10 protein-coding genes are annotated in these 15012 nt (G+C 48.7%); 3 read left to right on the top strand and 7 right to left on the bottom strand.

The genetic code is table 11. The annotated features are described in order from the left end of the window. Window positions 1–10 precede the first annotated feature (10 nt). From P9B68_RS07710 to P9B68_RS07735, 6 genes are all read right to left on the bottom strand, one after another. Window positions 11–1030 (bottom strand): sugar ABC transporter substrate-binding protein, encoded by a 1020-nt coding sequence (locus P9B68_RS07710; protein WP_135656464.1) that lies wholly within the window; start codon window positions 1028–1030, stop codon window positions 11–13. 167 nt (window positions 1031–1197) lie between these two features. Then, a complete protein-coding gene (iolG, locus tag P9B68_RS07715) occupies window positions 1198–2211 on the bottom strand; it encodes an inositol 2-dehydrogenase (protein ID WP_135656462.1) in 1014 nt (337 codons plus the stop codon). A 77-nt stretch (window positions 2212–2288) separates the two neighbouring features. After that, a complete protein-coding gene (iolE, locus tag P9B68_RS07720) occupies window positions 2289–3185 on the bottom strand; it encodes a myo-inosose-2 dehydratase (protein ID WP_135656460.1) in 897 nt (298 codons plus the stop codon). An 18-nt stretch (window positions 3186–3203) separates the two neighbouring features. Next, a complete protein-coding gene (iolD, locus tag P9B68_RS07725; protein ID WP_277668807.1) occupies window positions 3204–5132 on the bottom strand; it encodes a 3D-(3,5/4)-trihydroxycyclohexane-1,2-dione acylhydrolase (decyclizing) in 1929 nt (642 codons plus the stop codon). A 24-nt stretch (window positions 5133–5156) separates the two neighbouring features. Next, the gene (iolC, locus tag P9B68_RS07730) at window positions 5157–6173 is read right to left on the bottom strand and encodes a 5-dehydro-2-deoxygluconokinase (protein WP_135656456.1); all 1017 of its coding nucleotides are present in this window, start codon (window positions 6171–6173) and stop codon (window positions 5157–5159) included. 17 nt (window positions 6174–6190) lie between these two features. Beyond that, the gene (locus tag P9B68_RS07735) at window positions 6191–7054 is read right to left on the bottom strand and encodes a class II fructose-bisphosphate aldolase (protein ID WP_135656454.1); all 864 of its coding nucleotides are present in this window, start codon (window positions 7052–7054) and stop codon (window positions 6191–6193) included. 375 nt (window positions 7055–7429) lie between these two features. On the opposite strand from P9B68_RS07735, the gene P9B68_RS07740 reads away from it, so the two are divergent. The 3 genes from P9B68_RS07740 (at window position 7430) to P9B68_RS07750 (ending at window position 11224) form a co-directional block, all read left to right on the top strand. Further along, a complete protein-coding gene (locus P9B68_RS07740; RefSeq protein WP_277668808.1) occupies window positions 7430–8227 on the top strand; it encodes a DeoR/GlpR family DNA-binding transcription regulator in 798 nt (265 codons plus the stop codon). 176 nt (window positions 8228–8403) lie between these two features. Beyond that, window positions 8404–9915 (top strand): CoA-acylating methylmalonate-semialdehyde dehydrogenase, encoded by a 1512-nt coding sequence (locus tag P9B68_RS07745; RefSeq protein ID WP_135656449.1) that lies wholly within the window; start codon window positions 8404–8406, stop codon window positions 9913–9915. 142 nt (window positions 9916–10057) lie between these two features. Beyond that, the gene (locus P9B68_RS07750; protein ID WP_135656447.1) at window positions 10058–11224 is read left to right on the top strand and encodes an MFS transporter; all 1167 of its coding nucleotides are present in this window, start codon (window positions 10058–10060) and stop codon (window positions 11222–11224) included. Between the two features lie 382 nt (window positions 11225–11606). Here P9B68_RS07750 and ileS read toward each other — a convergent pair whose 3' ends face one another. Beyond that, window positions 11607–14729, bottom strand: coding sequence for an isoleucine--tRNA ligase (gene ileS, locus P9B68_RS07755; RefSeq protein ID WP_135656445.1), 3123 nt, complete (start codon window positions 14727–14729; stop codon window positions 11607–11609). Window positions 14730–15012 lie beyond the last annotated feature (283 nt).

Consider the following 15012-nt stretch of genomic DNA (forward strand, 5'->3'; position numbering starts at 1 on the left):
GAGGAGATATTTATTTGCCTAACATTTTGTTCAGTTTGTCCAGGTACTCCTTCGCATTGGAGGAATCGATCAGCTTTGTTTCGATAATGATGTTCTTTTCAACTGTTTCGCCCTTCGCTGCCTTCACTGCGTTGACAACTGCTTGATAACCCATGTCATACGGGGACTGAGCAACCGATGCGGTTTCCTTACCGTCGATGATGCTCTGGACGCTGGTTGCATTGCCGTCGAAGCCCATGAACTTCATTTTATCCGCACGACCCGCCTGCGCGGCAGCTCTTTGTGCGCCCATTGCCATATCGTCGTTGTTGCAGAGGACGGCATCAATCTGCGGGTATGTCTGCATGAAGTTTTCCATAACCTGCACAGCCTTGTCCGCCGTTGCATTTGCATACTGTATGCCGAGAATCTCAACGCCGTTGGCTTCAAGGCCTTCCCTGTAGCCCTTCATACGGGCTTCGCAGGTTGTGTCGCCCTGTACACCGCCAATCAGAACCGCTTTCTTGCCTTTGCCGATTAACTTTGCAATATATTCGCCGCCTGTTTTTGCAGCAGCTTCATTGCTGGTTCCAATAAAGGCAACTTTTTTGTCATAGTTTGCGTCTGTGTCAACAAAAAGGATCGGCATTGTCGCATCCTGCAACTTTGTTACCACCATGTCCGGCTGAAGCGGCGCGATAACAAGCGCGTTCACTTTGCCCGCGGAAATTGTGGTTTCAATCATGTTGCTCTGCTCATTGTAAGAAGTCTCGGAAGGCGGTCCCTGCAATTCGACTTTAACACCCAGGTCTTTTTCCGCCTGCTTTACACCAGCGGCAACATAGCCCCAGTATTCACTGGACAATGTCTTTAAAATGACGCCTATTGTGATGTTTGAATTGTCTTTACCCGCACTAGCGGTTTCTTTGGCCGCAGTACTCTCGCCCGCTGTGCTTGCCGCGGTGCTGGAACCGCTTGAGCCGCTGCAGGCGGCCATGCTTAGGACCATGATTCCTCCCATTAGTGCTGCTAAAATTCTCTTGGTTTTCATAGTGATCTCCTTTCAATACTTTTTAAATATGTAATAGGACCCTTGTGTCCAATTTACATGAAATAAGCTCCTACCCGTTGGAATCGGCCGTCCGGCCGAAACTTTGTGATTATTTACGGTCTGAATAAGCGACGAAAGGAAACTTTGTACCATTCATTTAAACCAAATCAGATTTTCACCAGTTCTCCTGTTTCAAAGGACTTCTTGCATGCATTCGCGATTTCCAAAACACGTCTGCCGTCATACACCGTTACGTCGGGTTTGCGGTTCTTTAAAATACAATCGACGAATTCCTTCATTTCCTCCACATAGGACTGTTGGAAACGCTCAAGGAAATTTTCGCTGCATTCCTTGCGCACACCATAGGAATCCATGATCTCGACCAGATTTTTCTGGGGCACGGAACCGATCCGTAAGGTTCCCTTTGTGCCGATGATTTCGGTTTCAATATTATAACCGTGCGGAGCGGTACGACCCGCGAGCAGGAATCCCATTGCTCCGTTTTGGAATTTCATCAGGCAGGAAACATTGTCCCCGTCGTTATACTTCCCAAATTCCGGATGGGCATAGCACCCGCCGATTGCATAAACACTTTCCGGCTCGCTCTTTACAAACCAGCGGGCAAGGTCAATGTCATGCACGGCCATATCCAGAAATGCACCACCGCTATGCGCCGCAAAAGCAATGGAGCTTTCGATAAATTTCTCCGGATCCTGGCTGTAAGCGCGGAATAAAATCGGATTTCCGATCTCACCCGCGTCTACCTTTGCTTTCGCGTAGCGGTAGGAATCGTCGAACCGGCGCATAAAGCCAAGCATAAACACTTTGCCGGAGTATTTCTCAACTGCTTTTTCCGCCTGTATGCATTGTTCCACCGTGGTGCCAAGGGGCTTTTCCGAAAAAACATGCTTTCCTTTTGCCAGTGCCTTTTCGATTTGCTCCGTATGCAGGCCGGAGGGCGACACAATGACGACTGCGTCAATATCGTCACAGGCAATCATTTCATCAAAGTCTGTAAACGTCTTGGAAACATGCAAACGTTCCGCTGTTTCCTTCAGCTTCACGGTATCCATGTCGCACAGAGCAACCAGCTCTGCGTTTGGAATTTTTGTTGCAATGTTTTCCGCGTGCTGGGCGCCCAAGCGGCCCAATCCGATTGATCCTATCCTTACTTTATCCATATTTCGATCTCTCTTTCTCCGCTTTGATCCCTTCAAATCCGGATACTATATTGAAACACACCAATTAACAATACAGATCAGATTCCGGCGGTCTTCCGGATGTATTCACGCGCCATCTTTGCGTAAACAAACGGGTTTGCTACTGCAGGATCCTGCTCGGCTTCCACAAGAAGCCAGCCCTCGTAATGGTTCTCTTCCAAAACGTCGAATATCGGTTTGAAATTAATGCAGCCATCGCCCGGTACTGTGAAGGCACCCAACCGAACCGCTTTCAGGAAGCTAAGTTTCTCTTCCTTGACGCGTTTCACAATTTCCGGACGGATGTCCTTCAAATGAACATGCTTAATGCGATGGATATATTTCTTTAAAATGGCAAGCTCGTCTTCACCGGAATAAACGAGATGGCCGGAATCAAACAGAAGGTATACAAGATTCGGATCCGTATTTTCCATCAGGCGGTCGATTTCCGCTGTTGTCTGGACAACGGTACCCATGTGATGGTGATAAACCACTTTCATATCCTTTTCGGCGGCCAGCTTTCCAAGCTTATCAAGCCCGGTGGTCAAAAGCTTCCACTCCTCGTCGTTCATGACATATTTGCCGTCGAAAACCGGGGTGTCCATCTGGCCCTGAATGCTGTGCCCCTGTTCGGAAACAACAATGACCTTTGCACCCATTGCGTGCAGGAAATCACGATGCTTAAGGAATTCCTTTTCCGTTTCCTCGTACGGCTTTGTCGTAAGGAAGGAGCTAAACCATGCGCTCGCAATGCGAAGGCCCCTGACTTCCAGATAGCCCTTCAGCGTATCGGGGTCGCGCGGATATTTGTTTCCGACTTCCGTTCCCTGAAAGCCGGCCAAAGCGGCTTCGCTGATGCACTGTTCAAAAGAATTTTCCTTCCCTAAATCAGGCATATCGTCGTTCGTCCATGCAATTGGGGCAATCCCTAAAAATACCTTTTCTTTGTCGAACATTTTAAATCCTCCTGTTTATCAATACTTCCGTGCTTGCGCGAGGTGTTGATTCTTCTTTTCGCAGGCAGTGCAAACGGAAGGTTTCTCCGAAGTGCTTGCAATTCCGACATGCCACCATGACAGATAATCGTGTGTCATCGTTTTCGGCAGAATTTTAATATCAATGAGGGTGGAAACGTTCTGCTTTTTGCTGTCTTCCAGCGCCGCTTTCAGTTCCGCCAGATTGCGTACCGTATAGCTTTTCGCGCCGTAGCCCTCAGCAATCTTTGCAAAATCAATCGGCACAAAGCTGCCTGTCAAATCACCCGAAGCTTCGCGGTAACGGAACTCGGTTCCCAGATTCCCAATGCCGTTGCCCATTTCAAGGTTATTGATGCATCCAAAGGAGGCATTGTCAAACAGAAGGACATTGATCTTCTGGTGCTCCTGAATGGATGTGAAGAATTCGGAATGCAGCATTAGGAAGCTTCCGTCGCCGCACATCGCGTAAACCTCGCGCTCCGGCTCCGCAATTTTCACACCGAGCGCACCGGATATTTCATAGCCCATGCAGGAATAGCCGTATTCCATATGATAGGAATCGCGCACATCCGTTGTCCACATTCTCTGCAGGTCGCCCGGAAGGCTTCCGGAAGCGCCAATCACGATTGCGTCATCGGCGATCGTCCTTCGGATTTCACAGATGGCCGCCGTCTGTGTCAGGCTGCTTCCCGTCATCTCTGCAAATTCCTCGATGCTGCCAGGATTGCGGGCTTCAATCTCCGGCTTAAAGTTTTCGCCATAGGAGCACGCAGCCAGACGTTCCATTTCTTTATCCCATGCCGCTTTTGCGTCCCGAATTTCATTTTTATAAGCCGAACGGTAATTTCTTTCCCGCAGCAGCTCGGTAAGCACTTCCAGCGTAGCCTTCGCGTCGCCGACCGCTTTGATCGCGTCCATCTTGTATGCGTGGAATCTGGAAGCGTTGATGGTAATGAACTTGACATCCGGATTCTTGAAAAGCCATTTGGAAGAGGTTGTAAAGTCGGAAAGACGGGAACCGACCGCGATAACCAAATCTGCTTTGTCCGCGATCTGATTAGCCGCCAGATTGCCAGTCACGCCGATTCCGCCAAGGTTATATTCCGAACCGGACGGGCAGGCGCTCTTGCCGGCTTGCGTCTCGCCAAACGGAATGTTGAAGTTTTCACAGAAATCAAGAAGCGCTTTTCCGGCTTCCGAATATTTTACGCCGCCGCCGCAGATAACCAGAGGCTTTTTGCTGGTTACAACTGCTTCCACAACATCCTGTAATTCCTCGCTTGATGGAATGGAGCGGGTTATGCGGTGTACTCTTTTCTTAAAGAAATAATCGGGATAGTCGTAGCTTTCACCCTGAACATCCTGGGGCAGGGCAATGCAGACCGCACCGGTTTCCGCCGGATCCGTCAGAACGCGCATCGCGTTGATCATTGCCGTCATCAGCTGCTCCGGCCTTTGCACTCTGTCCCAATATTTGCAGACGGCCTTAAACGCGTCGTTGGTCGTTACCGTCAGGCTGCTCGGCTGCTCCACCTGCTGCAATACCGGATCCGGCTGCCGGGTAGCAAACGTGTCGCCAGGAAGCAGAAGAAGCGGGATATTGTTTACGGTCGCACAGCCGGCGGCCGTCACCATATTGGCCGCACCGGGACCGATGGAGGAAGAGCATGCAATGATTTTTCTCCGATTGTTCTGCCTTGCGAATGCAGTAGCTAAGTGGGCCATGCCCTGTTCGTTCTTGCCCTGGAAATATTTCAGGGCTCCGCGGTTCTGGTCAAGCGCCTGACCAAGCCCGCAAACATTGCCGTGGCCGAAAATCGTCGCAACGCCCTCGACAAATTTTATTTCCTTCCCGTCTACACAGATGTATTGGTTGTCCAGAAAACGCACAAGCGCTTGTGCCATTGTCATTCTGATCGTGCCCATAATAACGCTCCTTCCTGAATTCCGTTAAGCTCGTGCTATCATTTCGCCGTATTTTTGTTTGCAGTCCGCAATATAATTCTTTACTTTATCCACGCTGGGCATATCGTCGGCGCAGGAATGGCTTGCCACCAGCAGAGAAGCCGAAGCGCTGCCGAATTCGAGGCTGTCGATAACCTCCCAACCTTCCAGCAGCCCGTACAGAAAAGCGGAAGCATAGCCGTCGCCGCCGCCAAAGCCCTTCAGCATCTTAATGGGGAATGGTTTGATCGTAAAGTTCTGGCCATCGCAGGTATAGGCGGTGGAGCCTTCTTTTCCGTGCTTGATCACAACGATCTTGGCGCCTTGCTTATGCCAGTAATCCGCTGTCTGAGGATCGGTACGGCCGGGTTCAATCAACTGCTCAGTCAAATCATATTCTTCCCGGGAACCCAGAATCACATCCGCATGCTTAGCAACAAATGCATAGTATATGCCCATATCCTCTTTCGATACCCAGTTGTAAGGACGGTAGTCAATATCGAAAATGATTGGGGTATTGGTTTTCTTTGCAAGGAACAGCGCTTTTAGTGCCGCTTCGCGGGACGGGCTTGCCGCTAATGCCGTTCCGGAAATTAAAAGGGCTTTGCTCTGTTTTATGTATTCCTCATCAATATCGTCTACGCGAAGCTGCAAGTCCGCGATCTGGTTGCGATACATTAATATATTGCTGCTGGTTTCGCTCAGGATTTCCGTAAAGGTAAGCCCCAGCTTCTCCCCGTGTTCGCAACGGCGGATTCTTGAGGTGTCAATTCCCTCTTTTTCGAAATACTCGGTTACAAAATCGCCGAACCGGTCATCGGAAACGCGAGCGAAGAAACCGCATTTTTTACCCAGGCGGGAAAGTCCCACCGCAATATTCGCGGGCGATCCGCCAAGATATTTTTTAAAGGTTGTGCTTTCCGCCAGCGTCATGTAGTAATCCACCGGGTTAAAATCAATCGTAATTCTTCCTAAAAGAGTCATGTCAAACTTGCGGTTCGCGTCAAATTCTATGTATTTCATCTTTAACTCCGTTCCTTTCAAGCATTTTCTATTTGATCAAGCGGCATCTGATTATTAAAGATTTGAATGTGCCGTTTTACATTTTTATAAACGCCGCGCACCATTGCTTCGTTTAATTTAAAGTAATTGTGTGAGCCCGGTTCCTGAAAATAAAATCCGGCCTCTTCCGTAAGTGCGTCAAAGTTTGCTGTCGCAATATTGATTTTCCGTATTCCCAAGGTAATGCATCTGCGGAAATCCTCAGGGCTAATACCGGTGCCGCCATGCAGCACCAGCGGGATCCCGACCGCATCCGCTATCTGTTTCAGGATATCAAACCGCAGCTTCGGTGCCGCCACGTAATGCCCATGCGCGTTGCCGATTGCAACCGCAAGCGCGTCCACACCGGTTTCGCCTACAAAGCGTTTCGCAACCAACGGATCCGTACAGACAATTTCATGATTCTCGCTGCCGTCTTCGCTGCCGCCCACCACTCCGAGTTCCGCTTCCGTTGTCGCCCCGCTGCGGGAAGCCATTGCCGCAACTTCCGCCGTAAGCCGGATATTTTCCGCAAGGTCATACCGTGAACCGTCAAACATGACGGAAGTAAAGCCAAGATCAAGCGCCTGCTTTACAGTACTTATTTTCAACCCATGGTCAAGGTGAACCGCAACATCCACTTTTGCTTCCTTTGCCGCTTTCACCATCATCGGCCCCATCAGGTGCAGCGGGGAGTGCGGCAACCGCACTTCGGCAATCTGCAGAATGATCGGCGTGTTAAGCTCTTCCGCAGCTTTTACCGCGCCGAGGATCATTTCCATGTTTCCCACGCTGAAGGCCCCGACCGCCCTGCCCTGTTTCTCAGCTTCTTTTAAAAGCTCTTTCATATAGCAGATAGACATGTTCGTCCTTCTCTCTGTAACGTTTTGGTCAATTTTTGACTATATGTTATCATATGCTTTTAAATTTTTCAATAGTTATTTTTAAAATATTTTATTTTTTTGTGCAAAAAGCACATCAAAGAATAATTTCGCTCCAAAAACTGACAATAGTCTAATATTTAGTGCTTGTTTCTAATTACACTTTATCAAAATATTCAAATTTTATCTTCGGGCACAGGATTTATAAATTTTCTATTATTCGATAGCGGAATATCGTCAGAATATTAAATTGAAAAACTGTTGCAAATTTTGAATAACTTTACTATAATACAAACAACGATATATTCATTTCACAGGAATGAAATCTGTGCGTGTAATACCCGAATTATCGCTGTAATGCCTTTTGTTTTTCATCATTTCATAAGGAGCTATATTATGAGATCAAAAAGGATAGAAGAAATCAAGGAGTACATTTACGAAAACAAAACCGTTACACTAGATCAAATCTGCAATAATTTCAAGATTTCGAAGAGCACAATTCGGAGAGATCTGAGCGAAATCCTCGCAAACGGCGACATCAAGAAGATTTACGGAGGCGTTACGGTGCTTCCGGAAAAAGAGCTGACGCCTTTCGAAGAAAGGAACATATCCAATCAGCAAGTAAAAGAGCGCATTGCGGCGGCCGCGGCAGAACTGGTGGAAGACAAGGACATCATCTTTATTGACTCCGGCACAACAACCCTCCCGATCATCGAACATATCGGAACCAAGAAGGAAGTTACCATTCTGACGAATAATGTCGAAATCATCATTCACGCAATCCCCTACAACAATCTGAACATTATCTCACTTTCCGGCACGCTGAACCGGAAAACGCTGTCCTTTACCGGATCCAGCGCCGCCCAGGTTCTGCAAAACTACAATATCAGCAAGGCGTTCATGGCGGCCACCGGATTTTCCATCGCCAGCGGCTGCACGAATTCCTCACCTCTGGAATCGGATATCAAGCGCATGGCCGTGCAGCGCAGCCAGCAGGTATTCCTGTTGGCGGACCGCAGCAAGTGCGGGGTGGTGTCCCTGATTACGTACTGTAATCTCAGCAAAATAAATACGCTGATCACCGACGAATATCCGCCGGAAGATATCTGCGACTATATTGAGGACCACGGGGGAAGAATCCTCATTGCAAAGTAGCTTTCGATTTTCTGATATCATAATCAATTGTCATATTTCTGCTTTTTCAACAAGGCTCTCAAAAAAAGTGAATAAGTTTTGAATAATTCTTGACTTTTGGTTCGAGGCAGGATATAATGAACCTAAAAGTTGTCAACATACTCAAAACTTGATCATTCTGAAGGAGGAGCTATGTAATGAGCGAAGTTAAAAAACTAAAGCCTTATATTAACGGTGAATTTGTGGAGTCCAAAACTTCCAAATACAGCGATGCTTATGACCCGAGCACAGGCGAAGTGATTGCCCAGGTTCCCTGCTGCACACCGGATGAAGTAGAACAGGCTGTTGCAAGCGCAAAAGCGGCATTCCCGGGCTGGTCGTCAACCCCGGTTGCAAAACGCGTACAAATCTTATTTAAAATGCGCGAGCTGATTGTAGAGCACATGGATGAGCTTACCTATCTGGTGGCAAAGGAAAACGGAAAGAACTGGGCGGAAGCACAGGGCGACGTTCTGAAGGCAAAAGAAGGCACGGAACAGGCTATTTCAGCAACTTCCCTGATGATGGGCGAAAGCCTGATGGACACTTCCAAGGGATACGACACCGTATTGTACCGCGAGCCTCTCGGCGTATGCGCCGGAATCATTCCGTTTAACTTCCCGTCCATGATTCCGATGGGCTGGATGACCCCGATCTGCATCGCCTGCGGAAACACCATCGTTCTGAAAGCGGCTACCTTTACCCCGCAGTCCGCGCTCCGTTTTGCCGAACTGTACAAAGAAGCCGGCTTGCCGGACGGCGTTATTAACATTGTTACCTGCTCCCGCCATGAAGCGGAAATCCTTCTGACGCACCCGGATATTAAAGCCGTCACTTTCGTTGGCTCCACAGAAGTCGGTCTCCACATTTATTCAACCGCTGCTGCTGCCGGCAAACGTGTACAGGCCCTGTGCGAAGCGAAAAACCACGCACTTGTTCTGAACGACGCTCCGATTGAGAGAACGGCGGCCGGCATTATCAATGCTTCTTACGGCTGCGCCGGCGAACGCTGCATGGCTCTCCCTGTTATTGTTGTACAGGAAGGCATTGCTGACAAACTGGTTGCCGAAATTGTAAAACAAGCCAAGCAAATTAAAGTCGGTCCGGCCTATGATAAATCCACGAAACTCGGTCCTGTGGTCAACGAAGCGCACCGCCAGTCCATCCTGAAATGGATTCAGAAGGGTATTGACGAAGGCGCAGACTTGGTTCTTGACGGCAGAAATGTGACGGTTGAAGGCTATGAAAACGGCTTCTACCTTGGGCCGACCATTTTCGATAACGTAAAGCCCGGCATGACAATCGGCGACCGCGAAATCTTCGGGCCGGTTCTCTGCGTAAAAAGGGTAAAGACCTTTGAAGAAGGCCTTAAGATCATGAACGCCAATCCGTTCGCAAACGGTTCCGTTATCTTCACACAAAACGGCCACTATGCCAGAGAATTCGCACGCCATACGGACGGCGGCATGGTCGGCGTAAACGTTGGTATCCCGGTACCGGTAGGGTACTTCCCGTTTGCAGGCCATAAGAAGTCTTTCTTCGGCGACTTGCACTGCCTTGGAAAAGACGGCTTCCGCTTCTTTACGGAAAGCAAGGTTGTTACTACCCGCTGGTTTGACGAAGAAGAGAGCAAATCCACAAATGTAAGCACATGGGACGGAACCATCTGATTTCCCATGCAATAACGAACCAATAAGCCTATTCTTTTTCCAATCCCCTAATTATAAAGGAAAGGGAGACTATTCGCCAATGGAATAGTCTCCCTTTTCCTCATTTCTCTCTTTAAATGAACCGTATGGAAGGGATGTTCTCATGCTTCAATCAAATAAGCGGCAAAAATTGCTATTACTGACCGTGATCGCTGTATTCTGGTTTTCGCAATATGTTTATATTCCCTATCAGGCAACATACCTGTCATCCATTGGGGCTGCCCCGTCGCTGATCGGCTTAATTGTAGGTGCTTACGGATTTTCCCAGCTCGCTTTGCGAATGCCAGCCGGATTGATGGCTGACCGGAAAGCCAGGCATAAGCCCTTTATTTTGCTCGGCGTTTTGCTGGCCGGCACCGCCTCTTTGTTCCGGATTCTCCTTCCGAATGAATGGGGCTACCTGATTGGCAGCATCCTTTCGGGCTGCGCATCCGCCACATGGATTTCATTCATGCTCCTGTTTTTTACATATTATGATAAGGAGGAGCTTCAAAAGGCCTCCGGATTAGCGGTTGGTGCAAACAATTTTGGGATTCTTATTGGCTTTCTGACCGGTACTCTGCTTCATGAAAAATACGGAATGCACCTGCTCTGCACTTTAAGCTTCCTCCTTGCAATCCCCGCATTTTTCCTGTCTTTCTTTATTCAGGAAGCGGACACGGACGAAGAAGCGCTTCCCGTAAAGGAACTGGTAGAGGTCTACTTCAACAAGCGGCTGATTCTATTTTCCTTGCTTGCCCTCATTCAGCAAGGCGTACAGCTTTCCACTTCCATGTCCTTTACCACCAAAATTGCGCAGTCCCGGGGAGCTAACAGCGTTCAGATCGGCATCTGCTGCATAATTTATATTCTGACCGCTGTAATCAGCTCGTATTTCACCGCTTCAAAAGCAGCGCAGAAAACGGGAGCCCGTATCTGGATACCTGCCATTATGCTTTGCCTTGCGGCGTATTGCGTCCTCACCCCGAATCTTCCGACGGTGGAATGGATTTATGCGGTGCAGATTTTATCCGGGCTTTCCACCGGAATTCTATTCTCCTTCTGTACAAGTGAAGCCATGAAGGAAATCCCGAAAGGAAAGAGCTCGACAGCAATGGGTTTTTATCAGGCGGTTTATGCGATTGGGATGACTGCCTTCCCTGTGATTACCGGAACAATCACAGGAAAATTCAATTTTGGCACAGCCTATTACATACTCGCAGGAATTACCGTAATCGGCCTTGCGGGAGCAATTCGATTTTATTATTTTGCGCATAAAGCCGCAAAATAAAGAAAAAAGAACCATAAAAAATGAACGGATCCTATTTTCCTAAAATTCTCTGCTGTCCGCAAAAAAAAGATACGTATAATAACAAGAAAAATATCTATAATAATAGTGTGCCAGCAAGGGAAGAATTTGATATTTTTTCCAAGTGGGAAAACACAAGCCCCCGTCAGATACCATCCTGACGGGGGCTTTGTTATTGAAATAAATCTATAGCCTACACACAATTCTCTCCATAAAAAGCTGACCGCCCCTCCGGGTAAAATCCGGAAAGGGCGGTTCCTACCAGCAGGCTGACAGCATGAAATAAATCACTATATTGTGCGGGTTAAATCTTCAAAAAGCAAGAGGTGGAATGGGGCCGAAAAGAAAACCGCAGCTTTCAAAATCAAAGCACTTCATTTTTATTTTTTACCCCGAAAACAGCTTCCTCGCCGTTGATATTCCACTCCATGCGGAAACCGTCCATTTCATTCAGGCGGATTTCATCCGCCAAGACATCGTGCTGAATCGCTTCCCGGTTTTTCGCCATAACATCCGCCACTTTTTGGCTTCCGGTTGCATAGACGATGATATGGTCGGTCAGATTGAATTTCGCTTCCTTGCGCATGGACTGAATTTTGCTGATGATTTCGCGCACAAAGCCTTCTTCCACCAATTCATCCGTCAGCACCGTATCCAGCACAACGGTGATTCCATTGTCGGACGCGGATTCAAAGCCTTCCTTCTTGGCCGTTTCAATGAGTAAGTCATCCGGACTCAGGCGGATTTCTTCCCCTTCAATCTGCAGGGCCAAATAGCCGTTGGCGTCAAGCTCTTTCTTCGCTTTGCTGCCGTCCAGCTCCAGCAGGGCGGTGCGGATCGCATTAACCTTTTTCCCGTATTTCTGTCCCAAAGTCCGAAGTTGGGGTTTAAAAAGGTATGCGGTAAAACGGGAAGCGTCTTCTTCAAAATGCACTTTCTTAATATTCAGCTCTTCCCGGATAATTTCATGGTAAAGCGGGCCAACATCATGCGCTGCGCAGATATACAGGTTTGCAAGCGGCTGGCGGTTCTTGAGACTGGCCGCGTTTCTGGCCGTACGGCCAAGGGTTACCACCTGCACGGCCTCTTCCATGTCCTCTTCTAGCTTTTTATCGATAAGGCTTTCGTCGGCAACCGGATAATCGCAGAGGTGGACGCTCTCCGGTGCATCGGGATCCACCGTGCGCACCAAATTCTGATAAATATCCTCGCACATAAATGGAATCATTGGCGCCGCGACTTTGGCAACCGTAACCAGCGCCTTGTACAGGGTAAGATAGGCGTTGATTTTATCTTCCGTCATTTCCTGCACCCAAAAGCGTTCCCTGTTTCTGCGTACATACCAGTTGCTCATTTCTTCCACAAAGCTCTGCAAAGCTCTAGCCGTTTCCGGAATCTGATAATTCCCAAGGTAGCGGTCGACATCCAGAACCAGCGTATTGAGCTTCGAGAGAAGCCATTTATCCATTACGGTCAGCTTCTCCAGGTTCAGCTTGTACTTGGTTGCGTCGAACTTGTCGATATCGGCATACAAAACCCAGAACGCATAGGTGTTCCACAGGGTGGACAGGAATTTGCGCTGTCCCTCCGTCACCGCCTTCGCGTAGAACCGGTTCGGAAGCCATGGAGCGGAATTGCTGTAAAAATACCACCGAATCGAATCCGCGCCATAGGTTTTCAGCGCGTCGAACGGATCAACCGCGTTCCCTTTGGACTTGGACATTTTCTGCCCGTTCTCATCCTGCACATGCCCCAGCACGATGACATTTTTAAACGGAGCCTTATTAAACAGAAGCGTGGAAATCGCCATAAGGGAATAGAACCAGCCTCTTGTCTGGTCCACCGCTTCGGAGATGAAATCCGCGGGAAACTGCTGGTGGAACAATTCCTTATTTTCAAACGGATAGTGATGCTGCGCAAACGGCATGGAGCCGGAATCAAACCAACAGTCGATTACCTCCGGAACACGTTTCATCGGCTTGCCGCATTTCGGGCAGGTAATGGTAACCGCGTCAATATACGGACGGTGGAGCTCAATGTCTTCCGGGCAGTTCGTGGACATTTCCTTCAGTTCCTCAATGCTGCCGACAGCATGACGGTGCCCGCAGGAGCATTCCCAGATATTCAGCGGCGTACCCCAGTAGCGGTTGCGGCTGATGCCCCAATCCTGCACATTCTCCAGCCAATCGCCGAAACGACCCTTGCCGATGCTTTCCGGAATCCAGTTTACCGTATGGTTATTGCGGATCAAATCCTCTTTGACCGCTGTCATTTTAATAAACCATGATTCTCTGGCATAGTAAATGAGGGGCGTGTCGCATCGCCAACAGAACGGGTAGCTATGCTCAAAAGCTGGAGCGGAGAATAAAAGGCCCCGCTCTTTCAGATCCTTTAAAACTTTCGGGTCAGCGTCCTTGCAGAAAACGCCGGGCCAAAGGGTTTCTTCCGTCATCTGCCCCCTGCCGTCCACAAGCTGCACAAACGGTAGATCATAAATTCTGCCGACGTTTGCGTCGTCCTCACCAAAGGCGGGCGCAATATGAACCACGCCGGTACCGTCCGTCAAGGTTACGTAACGGTCACAGGTGACATACCAGCACTTTTTATCCGGATTCACAAAGCGATAAAGCGGCTCGTATTCCTTGTACTCCAGTTCTTTTCCCGTATAGGTTTCCAATACGGTAAATTCTTCGCCAAGGACGGTGGGTGCGAGTTCCTTCGCCAAATAATAGGTTTCCCCGTTGCAGCTTACCTTCACATACGCCTCATCGGGATTGACGCAGAGCGCCACATTAGAAGGCAGCGTCCACGGCGTGGTCGTCCAGGCAAGGATATACGCATCTTCGTCTTTCACCTTAAATTTTGCAATCGCAGATTTTTCCTTTACGTTTTTATAGCCCTGCGCTACCTCATGGCTGGAAAGGGGCGTTCCGCAGCGCGGGCAGTACGGCACGATTTTAAAGCCTTTATAGAGCAGGCCCTTTTCCCAAATCTGCTTAAGCGCCCACCACTCCGACTCAATATAATCATTATCGTACGTAACGTACGGATGGTCCATATCGACCCAATAACCAACGGTGCGGGAAAAATCCTCCCACATACCCTTATATTTCCACACGCTCTCTTTGCACTGTTTGATAAACGGCTCCAGCCCGTACTGCTCAATCTGTTCCTTGCCGTTTATATGCAGAAGCTTTTCAACCTCCAGCTCCACCGGAAGGCCATGGGTATCCCAGCCAGCCTTGCGCGGCACTTCATACCCCTTCATGGTGCGGTAGCGCGGGATAAGGTCCTTAATCACGCGGGTTAAAACATGACCGATATGCGGCTTTCCATTGGCCGTCGGCGGGCCTTCGAAAAAGATATAGGACTTACCGTCCTTCCGCAGGGAAAGGCTTTTTTCAAAAATATGATGCTCTTCCCAAAAGGCTTCTACCGCTTTTTCGCGTTCAACAAAATTCAAGTCTGTTGATACTTTTTTGTACATACTGCAATCTCCGATCCTTCGTATTGGTTTGGCATTCTTTGCTGCCTAAAAAAGAAAAAAGTCTTTGCCCCGTATTCACAGGACAAAGACGAAACTTTGTTATACCACCTATTTACATACCACCATATGTTTTCCCGATAACGGCGGAAAGCCGGCTTCACTTACTCGGCTGTGCCTTTCAGCTTGCAACTCCAGAGGGATTTTCCGAATTCATCTACTCATGCCGGGCTTGCACTCCCCCCGGTTCGCTGTGATTTTTAATGAAAGCCTACTGTCTCTGTCA

The organism is Caproiciproducens galactitolivorans, assembly GCF_029266045.1.
Lineage (GTDB): Bacteria > Bacillota > Clostridia > Oscillospirales > Acutalibacteraceae > Caproiciproducens > Caproiciproducens galactitolivorans.

Bases quoted from the DNA above. Each gene is read 5' to 3' on its own strand.
- P9B68_RS07710 (WP_135656464.1), bottom strand. From the start codon at position 1,030: ATGAAAACCAAGAGAATTTTAGCAGCACTAATGGGAGGAATCATGGTC.
- iolG (WP_135656462.1), bottom strand. From the start codon at position 2,211: ATGGATAAAGTAAGGATAGGATCAATCGGATTGGGCCGCTTGGGCGCC.
- iolE (WP_135656460.1), bottom strand. From the start codon at position 3,185: ATGTTCGACAAAGAAAAGGTATTTTTAGGGATTGCCCCAATTGCATGG.
- iolD (WP_277668807.1), bottom strand. From the start codon at position 5,132: ATGGGCACGATCAGAATGACAATGGCACAAGCGCTTGTGCGTTTTCTG.
- iolC (WP_135656456.1), bottom strand. From the start codon at position 6,173: ATGAAATACATAGAATTTGACGCGAACCGCAAGTTTGACATGACTCTT.
- P9B68_RS07735 (WP_135656454.1), bottom strand. From the start codon at position 7,054: ATGTCTATCTGCTATATGAAAGAGCTTTTAAAAGAAGCTGAGAAACAG.
- P9B68_RS07740 (WP_277668808.1), top strand. From the start codon at position 7,430: ATGCCTTTTGTTTTTCATCATTTCATAAGGAGCTATATTATGAGATCA.
- P9B68_RS07745 (WP_135656449.1), top strand. From the start codon at position 8,404: ATGAGCGAAGTTAAAAAACTAAAGCCTTATATTAACGGTGAATTTGTG.
- P9B68_RS07750 (WP_135656447.1), top strand. From the start codon at position 10,058: ATGCTTCAATCAAATAAGCGGCAAAAATTGCTATTACTGACCGTGATC.
- ileS (WP_135656445.1), bottom strand. From the start codon at position 14,729: ATGTACAAAAAAGTATCAACAGACTTGAATTTTGTTGAACGCGAAAAA.